The organism is Haloarcula salina, from assembly GCF_049603855.1.
GTDB lineage: Archaea > Halobacteriota > Halobacteria > Halobacteriales > Haloarculaceae > Haloarcula > Haloarcula salina_A.
This window is the reverse complement of the sequence record NZ_CP187147.1, coordinates 1-16,043: the sequence shown is the minus strand read 5'-3', so window position 1 is coordinate 16,043 and position 16,043 is coordinate 1. Positions and strand designations below refer to the sequence as shown.

The 16,043-nt window shown below is 60.2% G+C and carries 20 protein-coding genes; 12 read left to right on the top strand and 8 right to left on the bottom strand.

The window, feature by feature from the left end:
• Positions 1–117: 117 nt before the first annotated feature.
• Positions 118–795, bottom strand: a complete 678-nt coding sequence (locus ACOZ4I_RS17405; RefSeq protein ID WP_424004843.1) for a winged helix-turn-helix transcriptional regulator — start codon at positions 793–795, stop codon at positions 118–120.
• 220 nt (positions 796–1,015) lie between these two features.
• Between ACOZ4I_RS17405 and ACOZ4I_RS17400 the strand changes: the two genes are divergently transcribed.
• The 8 genes from ACOZ4I_RS17400 (at position 1,016) to ACOZ4I_RS17365 (ending at position 10,093) form a co-directional block, all read left to right on the top strand.
• Positions 1,016–1,141, top strand: coding sequence for a hypothetical protein (locus ACOZ4I_RS17400; RefSeq protein ID WP_424004842.1), 126 nt, complete (start codon positions 1,016–1,018; stop codon positions 1,139–1,141).
• Between the two features lie 136 nt (positions 1,142–1,277).
• Positions 1,278–1,730 carry a hypothetical protein gene (locus ACOZ4I_RS17395; RefSeq protein WP_424004841.1) on the top strand — a complete coding sequence of 151 codons (453 nt, stop codon included), beginning with the start codon at positions 1,278–1,280 and terminating at the stop codon, positions 1,728–1,730.
• Entirely contained in the window at positions 1,727–2,005 is a 279-nt protein-coding gene (locus ACOZ4I_RS17390) for a hypothetical protein (protein ID WP_424004840.1), read from the top strand. Before ACOZ4I_RS17395 ends, ACOZ4I_RS17390 begins: the two co-directional genes overlap by 4 nt.
• Complete coding sequence (locus ACOZ4I_RS17385; RefSeq protein WP_424004839.1) at positions 2,002–2,676, top strand: hypothetical protein; 675 nt, start codon at positions 2,002–2,004, stop codon at positions 2,674–2,676. The genes ACOZ4I_RS17390 and ACOZ4I_RS17385 overlap by 4 nt, the downstream gene beginning before the upstream one ends.
• Entirely contained in the window at positions 2,673–3,008 is a 336-nt protein-coding gene (locus ACOZ4I_RS17380; RefSeq protein ID WP_424004838.1) for a hypothetical protein, read from the top strand. The genes ACOZ4I_RS17385 and ACOZ4I_RS17380 overlap by 4 nt, the downstream gene beginning before the upstream one ends.
• Positions 3,009–3,273: 265 nt before the next feature.
• The gene (locus tag ACOZ4I_RS17375; protein ID WP_424004857.1) at positions 3,274–8,196 is read left to right on the top strand and encodes a hypothetical protein; all 4,923 of its coding nucleotides are present in this window, start codon (positions 3,274–3,276) and stop codon (positions 8,194–8,196) included.
• Between the two features lie 647 nt (positions 8,197–8,843).
• A complete protein-coding gene (locus ACOZ4I_RS17370) occupies positions 8,844–9,707 on the top strand; it encodes a ParA family protein (protein ID WP_424004856.1) in 864 nt (287 codons plus the stop codon).
• A complete protein-coding gene (locus ACOZ4I_RS17365; RefSeq protein WP_424004855.1) occupies positions 9,704–10,093 on the top strand; it encodes a hypothetical protein in 390 nt (129 codons plus the stop codon). Before ACOZ4I_RS17370 ends, ACOZ4I_RS17365 begins: the two co-directional genes overlap by 4 nt.
• A gap of 883 nt (positions 10,094–10,976) precedes the next feature.
• Here the strand turns inward: ACOZ4I_RS17365 and ACOZ4I_RS17360 are convergent.
• The 3 genes from ACOZ4I_RS17360 to ACOZ4I_RS17350 form a co-directional block, all read right to left on the bottom strand.
• Positions 10,977–11,390, bottom strand: coding sequence for a hypothetical protein (locus tag ACOZ4I_RS17360; RefSeq protein WP_424004854.1), 414 nt, complete (start codon positions 11,388–11,390; stop codon positions 10,977–10,979).
• Positions 11,391–11,598: 208 nt separating this feature from the next.
• Positions 11,599–12,306 carry a site-specific integrase gene (locus ACOZ4I_RS17355; protein WP_424004853.1) on the bottom strand — a complete coding sequence of 236 codons (708 nt, stop codon included), beginning with the start codon at positions 12,304–12,306 and terminating at the stop codon, positions 11,599–11,601.
• Between the two features lie 253 nt (positions 12,307–12,559).
• Positions 12,560–12,868 (bottom strand): hypothetical protein, encoded by a 309-nt coding sequence (locus ACOZ4I_RS17350; protein WP_424004852.1) that lies wholly within the window; start codon positions 12,866–12,868, stop codon positions 12,560–12,562.
• A 104-nt stretch (positions 12,869–12,972) separates the two neighbouring features.
• On the opposite strand from ACOZ4I_RS17350, the gene ACOZ4I_RS17345 reads away from it, so the two are divergent.
• Entirely contained in the window at positions 12,973–13,320 is a 348-nt protein-coding gene (locus ACOZ4I_RS17345) for a winged helix-turn-helix domain-containing protein (RefSeq protein WP_424004851.1), read from the top strand.
• Positions 13,321–13,485: 165 nt separating this feature from the next.
• Here ACOZ4I_RS17345 and ACOZ4I_RS17340 read toward each other — a convergent pair whose 3' ends face one another.
• The 3 genes from ACOZ4I_RS17340 to ACOZ4I_RS17330 form a co-directional block, all read right to left on the bottom strand.
• Positions 13,486–13,719 (bottom strand): hypothetical protein, encoded by a 234-nt coding sequence (locus tag ACOZ4I_RS17340; protein WP_424004850.1) that lies wholly within the window; start codon positions 13,717–13,719, stop codon positions 13,486–13,488.
• Positions 13,720–13,855: 136 nt separating this feature from the next.
• The gene (locus ACOZ4I_RS17335; RefSeq protein ID WP_424004849.1) at positions 13,856–14,137 is read right to left on the bottom strand and encodes a hypothetical protein; all 282 of its coding nucleotides are present in this window, start codon (positions 14,135–14,137) and stop codon (positions 13,856–13,858) included.
• A complete protein-coding gene (locus ACOZ4I_RS17330) occupies positions 14,134–14,262 on the bottom strand; it encodes a hypothetical protein (protein WP_424004848.1) in 129 nt (42 codons plus the stop codon). Before ACOZ4I_RS17330 ends, ACOZ4I_RS17335 begins: the two co-directional genes overlap by 4 nt.
• 162 nt (positions 14,263–14,424) lie before the next feature.
• On the opposite strand from ACOZ4I_RS17330, the gene ACOZ4I_RS17325 reads away from it, so the two are divergent.
• From ACOZ4I_RS17325 to ACOZ4I_RS17315, 3 genes are read left to right on the top strand one after another with little or no spacing between them, the layout of a single operon-like run.
• Positions 14,425–14,658, top strand: a complete 234-nt coding sequence (locus tag ACOZ4I_RS17325) for an antitoxin VapB family protein (RefSeq protein WP_424004847.1) — start codon at positions 14,425–14,427, stop codon at positions 14,656–14,658.
• A gap of 34 nt (positions 14,659–14,692) precedes the next feature.
• Positions 14,693–15,022: a PIN domain-containing protein gene (locus ACOZ4I_RS17320; protein WP_424004846.1), complete on the top strand. Its 330-nt coding sequence runs from the start codon at positions 14,693–14,695 to the stop codon at positions 15,020–15,022.
• On the top strand, positions 15,022–15,390 hold the full coding sequence (locus ACOZ4I_RS17315; RefSeq protein WP_424004845.1) for a hypothetical protein: 369 nt from the start codon (positions 15,022–15,024) through the stop codon (positions 15,388–15,390). Before ACOZ4I_RS17320 ends, ACOZ4I_RS17315 begins: the two co-directional genes overlap by 1 nt.
• 28 nt (positions 15,391–15,418) lie before the next feature.
• Here ACOZ4I_RS17315 and ACOZ4I_RS17310 read toward each other — a convergent pair whose 3' ends face one another.
• A complete protein-coding gene (locus tag ACOZ4I_RS17310; protein WP_424004844.1) occupies positions 15,419–15,832 on the bottom strand; it encodes a hypothetical protein in 414 nt (137 codons plus the stop codon).
• Positions 15,833–16,043 lie beyond the last annotated feature (211 nt).

Sequence of the window (16,043 nt, the reverse complement as noted above, 5' to 3'; positions counted from 1 at the left end):
CCTTCACGGGTGTCCTGCCTGTGCCAACCCGGCGACCCGAGAGCGTATTGCCGCCGGGGCGCGGTCCGATTACAAAACTCGTTCTACCCCAAGCGGTGAGACAACAGCCAGTGGGGATTAGTCCCGACCGAGGGAATTGCGGACAGGGGCGGTCAATTTATTGATATAGGGGCTGAAAAATAGTGCCAGCCAAACAAAAACCCCGGCAAGCATCGTCACGCCCGACAGAAGCTGCAAGCCCTCGACAACCGTTGGGAGGTAGCCTCCTAAAATTCCACTTGGTAAGCCGGACCCACCAACCCCTAAGATTGCAAGAACAAGCCCGAGTGTTACTAATCCGCCAGCAAGTGTGTATTCTTTCCACCTGTCAATTTCATCCTTGTAGCGGTCAACCTCATCTTCGAGAGAGTCGAGTGTTACCTTCATTTCCCCGGGCTTGACACCGACAGATTCGGCTTCAAGACCGATCTCGACAAGTCGGCGGACAGCATCCCCCCGGTCGCCGCCATGCTTCTCCGCGTATGCATCCACATCTTCAAGGAGCTCTCCAGAGATGGGCGTCGAATGTTTCGCCATTCGCTCGTCAACAGGCCAGTATACCGGCACCTGTCCGTGAGTATTGGTGGCAACACGGCCGTCCTCAACGAGGGCGTCAAGGCGTTTCTTAGCTGTCGGTCTGGATGTCCCGACACGTTCGGCGACGTCGTTAGTTGCTAACACCGGTTCGCTATCTCGGTCCCTGTCCCGAAGAACCTGGAAAACTTGTTCCTTCGTTACAGCCGGTGTCCTGCCCATATACGCCTTTATTTGCGCTGGTGGAAATAGTTTTCGGAGGCGAAAACAAACCTAAGCGCGCGATTTCATGGCTTTGAAGGCTTCAAAATCGGGTGGGGTGCATAAGAGTCGAGGTTTTGTTTTCGAGCCACATACAAGTAAGCTGATACTACGAACACCAGGGGATGGTTTTATTATGTCTTAGCCGGAATAGTGAGCCACGAGACGAACGCGCCGTGTCGTGCCTCGGACGTCGCGACCGGCACCGGAGACGTTCCCGGCGGCGCTGGCGCTGGCGAACGTAGAAACGACCCCGACCGGGTTGCACCCGGCCGAGGCCTGTCCCAAGCAGGTCAACGGCGTTTGACGTGGGTGCGTCCGGTCGAGAGTGGAATGAAGTTACGGCCGTTGGTGGAACGGAACCGTACCAGAGGATTACGTCCGAGGGGTCTTATGTTTTTACCCCTTCCTCTGACGGTTCTTGTTCGCCCGGCCGTTCGCAGATGAACGATACGCAATACACCAGCGAACGACTGGCGAACCGCACCGAACAAACCGACGCCTCCGCCGACTGGAGGACCGAGTACGCCGCCCAAGCCGTCGACACCGATCTCCGCGCCGACGGCGGCCGGTATGCCTTGCCGGCCGTCGGGAGCCGTGTCCGCGACCGCGACACCGACGGCGACGAACTCCTCATTATCGACGTTCGGGAGGGAACCCGGGCTGACGGGTTCGTCCTCGACGAGTTCGACGGCCTCACTGTTGCGGACGTGAACGATGCGTACGACCCGGGGGCGCCCGTGGTTGACGCTGTCTATATCGACGAGTTGGAGGAAGCACTCGGCGGGTGGCGGACCGTCGAGGACGTGAAAGACGCCGTGTCCTTTGGCGCTGTTGGGTCCTATTCGTTCCCAGCGGACCGTCTCGCCGTGGTCGACGGAGGTGGGGCCAAGTGAGCGCCGATACCCGAACGTCCGACGACCGAAGCGGACTCACCGCTGCTACGATCGCCGAGCGACTCGGTGTTGAGCGCCGGCGACTCCTCCAGTTTGTCGAGTTCCACCCGGATCCGACAGCGAGCTACGTTCTTGGGTGGGCACGGGCCGATCCCAAGCATGAGGACGCCGTCGCTGCGTGGCTCGACAGTCGAGACGACACGCCGCACGCGGACCTGAACGACGCCGACCCAGTAGCTCGCGACGACGGCCGGCGGGGGTGGTTGGTCCGATGAGCGCTATGACCGACGGTTCGGGGCCTGATACCAGGCCGCCGCTGGGTGTCCTCGACGTTGTTCGCGATCGCGAAGATGACGATGCGGACGACGCCGTCGTCGTGAACACGCCGCCGGTAACGTGCGACGAGTGGGTCGTTCACCGACACGACGGCGTAACGACTGTCGCCGACGACAATCCCGGATACGACGCCGGCACGGAGGTCGTCGTGGTGGCGTTTCGCGACGAACTCGCCGAGGCTCAGCCGAAGTTCGTCGAGACAACCGAGGCGCTCCCTCTCGCCGACACTGGGGAACTCTCGACGTACGCGTTCCCACCGGGGCGCCTTCGGCGCGTGGCGACGATTTGCCCCGAGGACGGCGACCACGACGCCGGCGACGAGGGCAGCGACGCAACCGAGGCCCAAACCCCCCGCGATACCTCCAGCGACGAGGACGGGGAGGAGCGCCCGCTCACCGACCGCCTCGGGGAAGACATGGCCGCGCTTCGGGACCGCCTCGACGACAGCGGCGACGTGTGGGTCGAGGAGGACGACGAGCAGGCGGTCCTCGTGGTTTCGAAACTCGGCGAGGAGTACATCATCTATCCCGACGGGAGTGTGAGCGACGGCCCGCTCAACGACCGTATCGCCGACGTCGCCGCGGAGTACCTCGGGGGTGGGTCCGAATGAGCAACGCCGAGACACAACCGCGCGTCATCGAACCCGACCTCGCGCCGGAAGAGAAAGAGACGATATTCAGGTTCGACAAGGTCGACGACCGCGCAACGGTGTTTTCAGAACAGCGCGGCGCGGTGTCGCGCCTTCTCCGCCACCCGGAGGCGGACGCCGACGAAATAATGCTCGCCGACGGCTCGAGCGTCGACGACGTCGACGTGCTCGACGGCGACGACACGGTCATCGGCTACCGGGGGACCGTCCCGATCGGGGCTCTCAAAGTGTTGAAGAAAACGCGGGACAGCACACGGCCGTCAGAGGTCATATCGGCAGGGTGGAAACAATGAGGTCGGCACCGGGTTTTATAACAAAGCATCTCGTGGGCAATTTCAGACAACCCACAAGACAGGATAAAGCCACGGCTCACGGGCGTGACAGCAGGAGTGTTAAGGTACTTTCTGCTATTAGCGTCCCCCAGTATAACGTTTGCCCTCACGAGGAGCGACAGCGCTGTCGTTTGTCTCGGGGTGAACCGGTGGTTATGTGTGACACTAATATGAGAGACGACTCTACGACATCTGAGAAGGCGTATCGGACGGGGGGCATAGCAGCGTGAGTACGCTCGACTGGCACCGGCTCGTTGACGACACGCGGGCGTACCTGGCGACCGTCGGCGACTTTGACGAGGACGATCCCGTTCCCGTCGACGAGTTCGTCGCGACCGCGGAGGCAAACGGCTACGACGAGCGCGAGGTTCGCGAGGCGGTCCGAAACACCGACGCCCTGGAGGCGGTCGGCGGCCTCGACGACCTCCGCGTTCGCCTCGTTGACGAGAAAGGTGATTCCGCCGATAGCGGCGAAAAGAAGCCCGAGGAAGGTGGTTTTCCGGACGCTACCCCCACCCCTGAAGGGGACGAAACGGGTCCGCAAATCGACGAAGCCACCCCACCCACGGTCGGGGGTTGGACCGAGGCCGATTTCACCTCCCCTGAGCCGGGTGTGTGGGCCCCCGAGCAAATCAAGCGCGACGCGTGGATGGGGCGACAGGCCGACGGTGGGAAAGCACCGTTCGCGCCGTGGGCCGACGCCGACGCTCCGGTCGAGTGTAGCAAGAGCGAACACGACGAGGCGACGACGTGCGCCGAGTGTTCCCACCACGCCGGGTACAAGTGGGGTTCTGACGGGAGCCGCGAGCACGTCCACACAGACCACGCTACCGCCCGAGACTGGGCAGAGAAGGACCCGACGCTGTCGTCGGACCTCGTCTTTATCCAGCGCGACAGCGACCCCTTCGCGTTTGTCGACGGCGATGACGTCCGGGACCCCGAAACCGGTGAGATACACCCCGCTTTCGAGGCTATTCTCGAGCACCTCGGGGTTACGTACGCCGACATTTCGACCTCCGGCAGCGGTGTTCACGCGGTGTATCGTGGGGAGATCCCCCTCGACGGCGTCCCACAAGCGGCGTTCGACATTGATACCGAGCCGTTCGGGGCGAACGACGACGCTCCGGCCGTCGAGATTTACGCCAACAAGCACGTGTGTATCGCGACGGGCGACCACGTCGCCGACAGCGGTACCGAGATCGCTGAGTGGGACAGCGACGCGCTCCGGGCTGTCCTTCAAGCGAACGGGTTCGACGACAAACCCGAGCCCTCCGCGAGCTCCGACCTCGACCTCGGTGACCACGACCCGACGGCGACCACGGCCGACGAAACGACGGATGACATAAAGGACGTCTTTTACGCAATCAACCGCCTCGACGCCCGGCGCGTCGCTGCGGATACCATCGTTCACAGCTGGAACGACAGCGCGAATACCTCCGACGACCACAAGGCGTTCGCGCCGACGTGGGGGCCGAACGCCAACGGCACCGCGAATATTGTAAACGACGAGCGGTGGGTCGACACTGGGGGCAGCGGGTACGGCGGCGTCGAGGTTATGGCCGCTATCGACTGTTCGGACCTCCCCAGTTACGACGAGCGGACCCAACCAACCGACCTCTCGGGCGCCGATTGGTTCCGCGCCGTCGACCACCTCCGCGACCTCGGGTACAGTATCCCCGAATTAGAGGACGACACCACCGACGAGAGCGAGGAACACACCGAAAGCGCCCGCAACCTCCTGGAGGTCGACGTCGTCGTCGAGCCGGCGAACGCGCTCGCTGCTGCCGGCGCCGTCGAACCCGAGGACCTCGACGAGCCGCTCCCCGAGCTGGAGCGCGACGACGTCGACGACGTCGCGATTGCTGTCGCCCTCGCGGAGGGGCGTATAGACTCGCCCGACCAATTCCCCGGGGACGGCGGGTACACCGAGGCGTACTACCGCGCTCGCGACCACTACGGCGCTCCGCTCCCGAAATACCTCGACAACACGACGCTCGAGGAGCGCGACGACCTCGTGTTTGCCGCCCTCGAGCGAGTCGGTCCCCAGCATATCCTGGGGTCAACGCGGTCCGACGTGACCGTCGAGGACCCCGCCGGGGTCGCCTTCGCGAAACTCGACCCGACGTGGGAGGACAGCGAAAGCGGCGAGCGGATTCTCGCCGGGTACGGCCGCGGGTTCTACTGTGTCGAGCACGACGTGTCTTTCTCGCCGATTCAGCTCGTCGCGCTCGAACACGGTCTTATTGCCTCGGAAACTGATTACCCGACGGGAGAGGCGTTCAAACAGGCGTATCGCCTACTCCGCGAGGAGTACGGCGCTCCGCTGCCGAAGTGGCGGGCGACGCTTCTTGAACACGTGGCGATTCTCCCGCCGGCTGTCAGTGTCCTGGGGGAGTCCTCGGCCGCGCCGTCTCTTGAGGAAACGTATGAGAAAACTGAGGCCCTGATTCGCGACGCCGTCGGCGTTCGCGACCGCGCTCAACTCGTGACCGTCGTCCCTGGCGCCGGCAAGACGTACTCGGTTATCAAACAGGCCGACGACACGCCGATACTCTACACCGCCGGGCGTAACGAATTGAAGGAACAGGCCGAGGAATACGCCGCGGAGACGGGTGTGTCCGCCCGACACCTCCCGATTTTCGCCGAGGAGCAATTCGACGACGTCGTCCTAACCCAGGCCGTCGGCGCGGTGTACGACGACGACCGCAACCTCCTCCGCGACCGGGCGGCGCTCCTCGACCGTGTCGACATTCCCGAGGACGACGACGGGGATGACGAGGACACCGCCGACCTCGAGCGAGCGAGTTGTGAGACGGCCGACGGCGAGCACGGCGAGGAGTGGGCGATCGCCGCTCAGACCGCTCGGGCGCTCGGCCACACGCCGGCGGAGATTCACACCCACGACGAGGCGCTATTCGGCGAGGAGCTCCCGTGTCAGCATGAGGGCGACTGTCCGTACACGCTGGGGTGGGACACCGTGCGCAACCCGGACAGCGCCGACGTCCTAATCGGCGCTCCCGGCCACGCATATGTCGACTCCGCGACGACGTATTTCGAGCAAGACGCCGGCGGCGAGCGTGTCGAGCGGTCCCGCGCTGTCGTCCTCGACGAATTCCCCGGCGACGAGTACGTCGACGAGTACGGCGACCGGTACCTCGACCACGCGACGTGGCTCGCGAACGCCCTCGTCGGTGTCGACACCCGGGAGGACCTCACACAGACCGACTTGTCCGACGACACGTGGGTGAATCTGTGGCTCGACGGCGACGGCGCGGACCTCGCCGGCGCTGCCGACCTCCTGGAACTCCTCGACGCCGGCGCCTCGCTGTGTGAGGCCCGTCGGAACGCCGAGAAGTTACTCAAGGGCGACACCGCAGCGCTCGACCGGTCCCTCCCGACGAGCGCGAAACTACCGGACGCTATCGACGCGCTGGAAAACCTCACCGACGACGACGCGACCGACGTCGACGTCGACGAGATCGCCGACCGCCTCAAGGGTGTTCACGACACGCTGACGGGCGACGCCGACCGTGCGTACAAGTCCAACGACGACGCCGCCGGACGCCTGTACTCGCTCGCGAACGCGATTGATGACGTCCTCACGCCGCTGCACGAGGTCGACATCCCCGGCGGTGAGCCACTCGACGAGGCCGTGCTTGACGCCGCCGCCGACCTCCCGGTGGGGGGCGACCTTCGCCTCCTCCTGGAGGACAGCGCCCGGGCGCTCAGGGGCGAGGACGTCCCCGAGGCGCTTCTCGACGCTGCCGTGACCGCCCTCCAGGGCGGACGCGACGGCTGTCGCGAACTCGCGATATACGCCGACGACGGGTACGCACACCCCGACGCGTGGGCGCTTCTCGCGGGGGCTATCGCTCGTGACGTCCCAGAGGTCGAAACCGAGACGTTCGCGTTCGACGGAGACGACGGCGGCCGGTTCAAGCGACTGGAAAAGAATGATGCGGCGATAGTCGTCGATAAGAATCACCACGGCGCGCTTGTCGTCGACACCCCGGCGTTCACCGACATTACTGGAAACAAATGCCCGCTGCTGGGACTCGACGCTACGGGGCGTCCGGAGCTGTGGCGCCTCGCCATCGGGCGGGATACTCAACGGCGAGATATTCACGACAGCGACGCTGAGCGCCGAGCGTTCCTACGCGACACGATGAATCTCACCGTCGTCCAAACGGCGAGCGACCCGCTGCCGTACCACGGAAACCCCGACGGGAAGAATTTCAACGAGGACCTCGAACTCGTGAAAACCGTCGCCGAGGAGTACACCGGCGTCGGCCCGGACACACTCGAGGACGACGACCCCGCTGTCATTTCGACGTTGAAGGTACTGAACTACCTTGAGGACGACCTCGACGAACACGCGAGCGACCTCATCAACTACGAGAACATGAAGGGGTCCGACGCCCTCGGCGACCGGCGCGTGCTGGTTATCCTGGGGACGCAACACTACAGCGACGCCGTCCCCGAGAAGTGGGGCGTGCTTGCTGGTGAGGATGCCGGCCGAGGCGACACCCGCGGTGCCGGGCTCGACTACGGGAGCGACGTCGCGAACGCGTACCTCCAGTATATGCGGGAGGACTACACCATGCAGGCGATACTCCGCGCCGGGCGGAACGATCAGGCGACCGTCGTCTTTGCCCACACCTCGGCGCTCCGGGACGACCTCCCCGTCGACGACGAGGGCGCCGTGCTCTCGGCTCACTCCAAGGGGACGCTCGCTGTCGCCGAGGCGGCGAAGCAATTCACCGGCGAGGTGTTCACGGCGAACGACGTCGTCGAGGCGATCGCCGACGACGACCGCGCCGTCGGCCGGCGACAGGTACAGAATGTACTCGCCGACCTTCGCGAGAGTGGATACCTTCGCGTCGTCCAGGAGGGCGGCCCCGGCGTCGGCTACGAGTACGAACTCGACGAGGACCCAGGAACGGCCGATATAGACCTCCCCGACGCCGAGAGCGCCGACGACAGTACGCCAGAGACTTACGAAAAATCGGCTAATAGGAAACTACATACGTGGAATTTCAGAAGTCGCGACGACGAGGTCGGTGAGACAGGCGTGACCCCCCCCTCGCGGCCGACGATCCCGGCCTCGGAAGGGCTCGAGGAGTGTGTCGCCGACCCAACAGTGAGCTAACACGCCCGCTCGTCGCCGTCGCGAGCCGGCGACCGATAGCCTCGGGTATCCCCCGGGGGTTGGCTCTATTCTATTTTAATCGCGCGAGCGCGTAAGTTGTCAGGAAATCAGTTTCTCGAGCGATCGCTAATCGGCGCCTCGGCGATCGGGGGGACCGTCCACTCAATCCATACAGGAAAATCTCACTCGACCCGGTCCTCGCCTCCCGTCGAATTTCGCCGACCGGTACACACACACACGCGTATTATGCACAGACAGGGCAAGAGGGGGTGTGGTGTTATCTGAGTAGAACCGCCGTCGAAATTTGAATTTCATCTCCAGCGGCAGACACGCGCGCGCAGTACAGATTGGGGCGGCCCGGGGGGTAGCAGCAGAGATTATCCTATAGATTCCTATAGGGCAGCAAGCTGTTTGTCTGAGATAGATCAAAAGAGTATCACCCCACCAACCAATCCGGCCGAGTTTTGCTGACCTCAGCTCGCCGGCGAATACACACGCGCGTGTGTACCTGCCCCCCTCCCCCCAGGGGAGCCCTGGCGAGTACTCATTCGCGCTTGTACGTTCCTTTAGTTATTCCTATAGCCATGGTAAGACGGCTGTCTGACGTAGATTCAAGGCTATAGCGAATCCTATAGAATCCTATAGCAATGAACGAAACACTCCGTGCGGCGACGTTCCTCGACAAAGGTGGAACCGGCAAGACCACGACGGTCGCACACCTCGGCGTCGCGCTCGACGAGTTGGGCCACGATGTCCTGTTGATAGACCTCGCCGGGAAGCAGGGCGACCTCGGGAAACACCTCGGGGTATTCGACGAGTATCAAGAACAGATAGCGAACGACGAGGCATGGCCGAATATCGCGACGGTATTCGATGACCAATGGCCGACGATCGCGGAGAAACTCGGTGACAAAGCGACAGCCGACCTTATCCTCCCGACCGACGAGGGCGTTGACCTGATACCCGCCCACCCCGGTCTCGACAGCCTTGACGCCGAGCTCGGAAATATCGACGACGCTCGGGAACGGTACACCCGCTTGGAGGCGTTCCTTGACGAGTACGTCGACCCGCTGGGGTACGATGTCGTTCTTATTGACCTTCCGGGGCTCACCAATAACGTATCGTACAACGGACTGTGGGCGGCTCACAGCGTAATTGCACCCGTGGAAATGGGACCGTTTGAGGCCGAACAGGCCGACGCGCTTCGCCGGGACCTGGACAAAATCCGCGAGTCGTTTGACGTCGCAATCTCCCTCTCGCTCGTACTGCCGAATAAAGTCGACACGAGGACGAAACTCGCCGAGGAATACCTCCAGGCGTTCAAAGAGGAGTACCCCGAGTCGATAGCGCCTGATTACGTCCCCTACTCGCAGGATATTCGGAACGCGACCGACCGAGGCCACACGGCGTTTGCCCTCGCCGAGCCAAGCACGACGGCCGACCGGGCTCGGGAGGCGTACCTCGCCGCTGCCGAGGTACTCGTCGAGCGCCTCCAGGGGGCCGAACAGTGAGCGACGACCCAGACCTTGACCAACTCCGGGAAGCGACCGACCACGGGGACCGCCTTGACGAGGCTGCGGGGGCGGACGTGTATGAGGACCTCCGTGAGAGTATGGTCGAGTACCTGGAGGAAATCGACGAGGGTGGGCGTCAAAAGACGGTGTCCGTGTGGGACGGCGATATTGCGGCACTCATGGCCGCGCTGGAGGACCACCCCGAACACCTCCAGGCGTACGGGGAGGCCCTTCGCAAGGAACTCGACCTCGGCGGGACCGAACCGCCTGACCGGAGCGAGGTCCTTCGCCTTGCTCTCCGCCTCGGTCTCCAAGAGGCCGCGCCCGATGATATGGAAACCGCCCGGAAAGCAAAGCAAGATCACGCCACACGTGGGCTATAGGCTCCTACAGTTGTTCCTATAGGAACCTATAGGGTTTGGTGTGATACCAACATGCTTGATAAAGTAAATCCCAGTGATAAAAATAAATAAATGGGTATGTCACATTTGGTATGACGCGCCGAGACCCAAGGCGTGTTGTGTAGAAGGAGAATGCACAAAGGCCACCCTACACGGGAGGCCAGGGGGCACAGCCCTCTAACTCTCCATTAAAATCGACCGTGAGCGTCGGCAAAGCTATACAGGACCAAGCCACACGCTGTTTATTGGTTCCTACAGGTATCCCAACAGAATATCTCGCACCGTTCCTATAGCCACGCAGAGTCCGTTCTTAAGTGGTGCAGTAAATTCATTTATCTCGGCTCATAACGTCAGAATGCACACCTGAGGGCGCCGGATGATTGGTGCCCCAGTCTCTAACTCTTGAGAGTCATCTTAATTATCGGTCCGCCGTCGGTACAACCTGAGCACCAATACTCCCAGAGTGAGAACCTTCGCGATGACACCTAACCAAACCTCGTACTGTGCTGGGTCAATAGGCAATAGTTCGAACACCTCCTGCTTTCGCGATCTCGACCAAACCCAGTGCACACCTGAGGACGCCGGCCGAGTACTACTTGCAAGACAAGGTAGCGAGACAATGTGTAAAGTCTCTTGCCCCATGCCAGAAGTTGCAAAACAGAATCCCCGAGTACAGCCTTTCTACTTGCTGTTCGGGTTTTTCCCAGTAGTGAGTCTTGGCTCTTATCTTAAAAAGCGATCCTCGGTGTACTTAAACAAAACCCCATAAAATATAATAAATCTCTCCCACCACACAGCCTATAGGTTCCTATAGGAATGCCTATAGGATATTATAGACCTCTGTTGGGGGAATTAGGAACCCGTCTTACTCTACAAACGCGTATATTTGCTCAAGGGCCTCGGGTAATTCCTCAGACAGTTCTCTTTCAGCAACACCCGAGTGGTTCCTCCCCGCTGTCGCGTAGTTACTACATATCTCAGCCAATTCATGGACTCGTTCAACTTCCTTGTCGGGATATCCTCGCCTCTCGCCGATAACTTCCAGTTTCGCGATCTGCTTCCCGAGTTGTCCCATGATTTGTTTCAACCCATCCCGGTCCGGGTGGTGTCCTAAATCGATCGAGAACCTTCTGGCGGCCTCCGCTTCGGTGGCCATGTCAATCACCTGTTGTCGCCACTCTGTATGGTCATCTTTGCCTTTAACAAACTCCTCTATGACCCGACTCCCTGCTGCGTTCGCGACGCCGGACAGGACAGAGGAGGTTAGCGGGTCTGCCATACTTTCATTGTGTCAATTGGCTATATATTCGCTTCGTCCTTCGCCTTGGCCTTCAGCATGCCCGACTGCGGACAGATATTGTGGGGGCGCAAAGCAATCAAAACCTATGCCATGCGTGGGCTGTAGCTATCCCTCAACCGATATCTCCCGAAACCTCTCATCGATTCCGCCCTCGCTGGGGGGTTGAGCTATGGTTCCATGTCTCCACTCAGTACTTCTCGCGGTCGCTGCCGTCGCCGCCGCCGACGAACTTCGCGTATTTATTGAGCATTGCGACGTCGGCCCACCCGCCCCAGTCGCGGGCCCGGAAGCGGTTGACGTCGCTGCGGACGAGCTGGCACGCCCAGGAGCCGCGGAGATCGTGCGGCGTGACGTCGGGGAACTGTTCTGTCCGGCCGCAGTGGGTGCGCTCAACCCACCCGCGGCCTTGTATCTCCTCGAGGCCGGCGTCTCGTGCGAGGTGATGCACAATCTCACTGATTTTGCTGGTGCTGGTAGAAACGGAATTGTTCAGTGAGAAGTAATTGTCCAGTAGTTCGGGCAGTTTGATAGAGACCCGTTTGTCCAGGTGGTAGTCGTAGAAGTCACTCGGAACCGGAACGACTCGGGTCCCCGCTTCGGATTTAGGCCGCCAGGTGTCCGGCGGGCCACGTGAAATCTCCTTCTTGCAGTGATAGCAACCTGTGTCCCCGTTGCCGATAGTACAGGGCCACTGGCGCGGCACTCGGATTTGGAGGCCGTGTGGGCCCTGCTCTATCCAGTCTTCGTGGCAGTGGCCGACAGTGCCGTTACGTAGGCCAGTGTGTAGGAGCATCTGACCGACGAGTCGGTACTGGGGATCGTCGTGTTCATGGGCGGCTTCGTTGAACCGAGAGAACCCTTCAGCCGGAAGAGGCAATTGGTCTCTATATGGCATGCGAAAGCTATCAAATACATGGTACTGAAACTCATTAAATATACTGGAAGAGGGGGCAGTATTCATCTACCAATACGGCTGATTTCGACACTTCAGATTGACCGCCCCACATTTCTGCCCCGGTTTCGATGAGTTTTCATATGGAACTCATCGAGACTCAGAAGGAGCTAAACCACGATTTTCGAGTGATAGTGACCCCGCCGCCCACGAATTGTATTCCAAGTCGTTACTGAATAGATGGGGCGCGATACGCTCAGAACCCGTCGAAATGCGAGTCCAACGTAGCCTCGATCTGCAACTCACCGTAACCACAGTTATCGCGGAGAAACTGAGCTAAAGCATCAGCAGGTGGGATTTTTAGCCAGAGTTGATCTTTCCCCGGATGGTATCCAATAAACTCCCGTTCAGGGAGGGCGTCCCGTGCGACATCTCTCCCCCGCTGTTCATCCAAAACGTTGGAATCACCGACTAAATCGTCAACATCGACGGCCTGCGCCCATGCATGATTGCGTGATAATTCGAAGGCCAATGCGCATTCGATCTCTTCGTCTGAGGCCGCCATCGTACATTTACTAATATTATTTTCTGAACATTTAAGGGTTGTGTAAGCAGTTACACACTAATGGGAAAATGTTTACACTAGGGGCACATAACATGTTAATGCATATGGTGAACGATGTTTCTGGCCCACCTGGGAAGCCTGTGGGTGCCGAGGCACCACGAAGTGGGTGGCAGACGATTGCTGGGACAGAATCAGTGGTCAAGATGGTTGATGCACTGCTAAGTCTCCCCCCGAAAAGAGAATTCAACCAGTCCGAGCTGGCGGAATTCGCAGACATTAGCCGGAAATCGGTGCACACGCACCTCCCTCGGCTAAAGGATATTGGAATAATAACCGAAGTCCCTGAGTCGACGCCGACTCGTTACAGGTTCGACACAGATAGCGAAGTCGCAAAGCAGCTGATAAAACTTGATGGCGCGGTGAATAACGCGAAAGAACAGCCCCCCGCGTGATTTCGCACACCAATTTTTGAGGTGAGAGTTGCCCATTGGACAGCGACTGCTAAACTCCGCATCCGGACGCATCGGTTGACCAATCCCGAAATAAGTCCAAGATCACAGCCACCCCGACAACCGATAATGAAGGCACGTTTAGGAAAGCTCGTCAACAGGGGTTTGCTACTCGCCTTCGTCGTGGTCCTCGACCGCTACAAGAGCCTGCTCCAACCCTACGAGGACGCCAATATCATAGATTCCCCACTCATCTGCCCCCCAATCGGCCGTGCTGTCGTTGGCGGGGTGTAAGGTTCCTGAATTGTCCCGGTATATCGATGGCAGGTATTCTCTCTCCAACATTTCCAGCCAATGCTCCTCGATTTCATTATGAATGGCGCTCTCGGCCCTTTTCGGCATAACTCGCCCGTCGTGGCCGGGTGTGAAGAATCTGCTCGTGTCCCGACTCTCTCGGTTGGGGTCTTGCAACCCCGTTCCCGCCCCGTGAGGGTGGGGGTTTCCTCGGCATGACCGGACGCGAAGGGCGCTTAGCGCCTCACTCGAAGCTCTCGACTTCGAGCGCCTGGCGTATCGAATCAACCAATGCCAGTGCATCATCCTCGGCGAGCGATAGCTCCGCTTCTCCGCAACCCCCGACGGTGAATCTCACCGTCACGTCCTCGTCGGCGCTCTCCTCCCGGACCGGTTGTACTGTCACGTCGACGGTGTCACGCTGTTCGTACAGTGCGACCCCGCCGGCCCCAGCGCTGGCGATCGTCGACGAAACCTCACTCAGCGGTGGCGCATCTTCGTCGACAAAGAGACGCTCGCTGCTCATGGTTCCCGCACCGTCTGTGGACCGTCGCCGCGGAGCTGCGCGAAGGCGACGGGAAACTCGTTTTCGTCACGGCTGTACCGCTGTCGGTCGTCGGAGTTATCCGACGTCGTGATGTTAGTTGCCATTGCTGTTTGGTCTCGGCCGACAGCACCGGCGTCGGAGTCTCCACCTCCGGCGTCATTTCCCAGTCATCCACTCGCTCGAACGGGGAGCGACGCGACCGGCCTGTCTACAACCTCCTTTGCACTCCCGTTACTTATATCTATGTGTATGTGTATGTTTACGTTGTGGCAACGAAAACGATCACAGTAACCGAGGAAGCGTACGAGCGCTTGCGGGAAATGAAACGGGAGGATGAAAGCTTCACAGACGTCCTTCTCCGGATGACTGGCGGCGAGCAGGACATCATGAAGGGATTCGGGGCATGGAAGGACAGCGGCCTCCGCGAAGAAGTCGAAGCGGCACGCGACGACCTCGACGAGGACTTCAGGGAGCGTCAGGATGAATTGTTTGGACACTAACGCGCTTATCGACTATCTGCACGGGGAGAGTTCGATGGCAGAGTTCCTGGAAGTGAACGAGCAGCTTCCCCTCTTTGCGCCGACGGTGGCACTCCATGAGGTATTCGTCGGCGCGGCGAGACTCCGCGGCCGAGACGGTGTTGAGGACGCCCGGAATGACCTTGACTGGGTTGAGCCACTGGAACTCAGCGCCAGTGGCGCTGCGGAAGCCGCACTAATCAAGGCGGAACTCCGAGAGAGTGGGGACAAGATCGGTGCAATGGATACCCTCATCGCGGGCATGGTCCGTGATACAGGAGGGACGTTGATCACACGAGACGGCCACTTCGACCGCGTCCAAGGCCTCGACGTCGAAGAGTACTGATGGGCCAACTCTACTTTCCGGTAAACTTCCACATGTGGCCGCTGGAAGAGCGGATTAATTGGTTTGTCACCGTACGCGACCGCGAAGGCCTTCTGCAAGAGTTTCGCAATGCGATAGGCGTCACTGCTGAGTCACGCTCTACCCGACTCGGGATGGCAGAGATGGGAAGAGCCGTCGAAGTAGTAAGCGACGGGAGAGACGTGATTTCTATCACACAGGATCGTGAGGGCTGTACCAGCAGATTCCGGGATGTGATGGGCCTGAGGGATGGCACCGACCGGCTCACAAACGACGAGTTAGGGAAAGTGCTTGTCCAACTCTATGACGGTGAGTACTGGCGTTTCACGCCACACATTGAGAGCTGGTAAGTTCTAATCCCCAGGGTGAATGGGATCACTATGGCTCGTAGAACTCCTCATGCCATGTTTCATGACAGTCTCGGCTACAGAAGATATGCGTGACCCCCTCTCCGTCGGTGTCATAAACCTCGATTTCGCTTGGTTGAACAAGTTCTTCGCAATTTGAACATGTACCTGGTTCTCCTTGGGGCTGGAGATATGGTGGCCAAACTGCCCCACCCAAAGAATCGTCGGGAGATTCTATCTCGGAATTGACCCAGGAAAAGGCGTAACTCTCCGGTTCGTCGCGCTCCACCGTGTTCCCACAACAAGGGCAGAGTCGTACAGTCCCACCACCTTCCGGCCCGAAATCGAATCGATAGAACCCTATCTCGTAGCCGTGCTCTTTCAACCCAGTATGAAGCGCGCTGTCTTCCAGATCTGGGTCAAACCCGCAGTCGCTACATTTCATACTTCAACAAAGAGTGTTACTTGCAATAAAACGGTGAGGGCAGAGTGATCGGCAGCCTCGCGCCCGGTGAAGTAGTAGCTACCAAGCTGTTACTTTTACCCCTCATTTATATCATCAGCATAGGTCGAAGGCCGAGTATGCCGTCTTGCGACAAGTGCGGTTCGCACGTATCACGCCGCTACTACCGGGTACGACGCGGAAATGACGGGTT

Coding starts and splice junctions, on each gene's coding strand:
- ACOZ4I_RS17330 (WP_424004848.1), bottom strand. CDS start 14,262: ATGGCAACTAACATCACGACGTCGGATAACTCCGACGACCGACAGCGG.
- ACOZ4I_RS17345 (WP_424004851.1), top strand. CDS start 12,973: ATGGTGAACGATGTTTCTGGCCCACCTGGGAAGCCTGTGGGTGCCGAG.
- ACOZ4I_RS17315 (WP_424004845.1), top strand. CDS start 15,022: ATGGGCCAACTCTACTTTCCGGTAAACTTCCACATGTGGCCGCTGGAA.
- ACOZ4I_RS17370 (WP_424004856.1), top strand. CDS start 8,844: ATGAACGAAACACTCCGTGCGGCGACGTTCCTCGACAAAGGTGGAACC.
- ACOZ4I_RS17350 (WP_424004852.1), bottom strand. CDS start 12,868: ATGGCGGCCTCAGACGAAGAGATCGAATGCGCATTGGCCTTCGAATTA.
- ACOZ4I_RS17385 (WP_424004839.1), top strand. CDS start 2,002: ATGAGCGCTATGACCGACGGTTCGGGGCCTGATACCAGGCCGCCGCTG.
- ACOZ4I_RS17355 (WP_424004853.1), bottom strand. CDS start 12,306: ATGCCATATAGAGACCAATTGCCTCTTCCGGCTGAAGGGTTCTCTCGG.
- ACOZ4I_RS17395 (WP_424004841.1), top strand. CDS start 1,278: ATGAACGATACGCAATACACCAGCGAACGACTGGCGAACCGCACCGAA.
- ACOZ4I_RS17340 (WP_424004850.1), bottom strand. CDS start 13,719: ATGCCGAAAAGGGCCGAGAGCGCCATTCATAATGAAATCGAGGAGCAT.
- ACOZ4I_RS17380 (WP_424004838.1), top strand. CDS start 2,673: ATGAGCAACGCCGAGACACAACCGCGCGTCATCGAACCCGACCTCGCG.
- ACOZ4I_RS17320 (WP_424004846.1), top strand. CDS start 14,693: ATGGCAGAGTTCCTGGAAGTGAACGAGCAGCTTCCCCTCTTTGCGCCG.
- ACOZ4I_RS17405 (WP_424004843.1), bottom strand. CDS start 795: ATGGGCAGGACACCGGCTGTAACGAAGGAACAAGTTTTCCAGGTTCTT.
- ACOZ4I_RS17310 (WP_424004844.1), bottom strand. CDS start 15,832: ATGAAATGTAGCGACTGCGGGTTTGACCCAGATCTGGAAGACAGCGCG.
- ACOZ4I_RS17335 (WP_424004849.1), bottom strand. CDS start 14,137: ATGAGCAGCGAGCGTCTCTTTGTCGACGAAGATGCGCCACCGCTGAGT.
- ACOZ4I_RS17360 (WP_424004854.1), bottom strand. CDS start 11,390: ATGGCAGACCCGCTAACCTCCTCTGTCCTGTCCGGCGTCGCGAACGCA.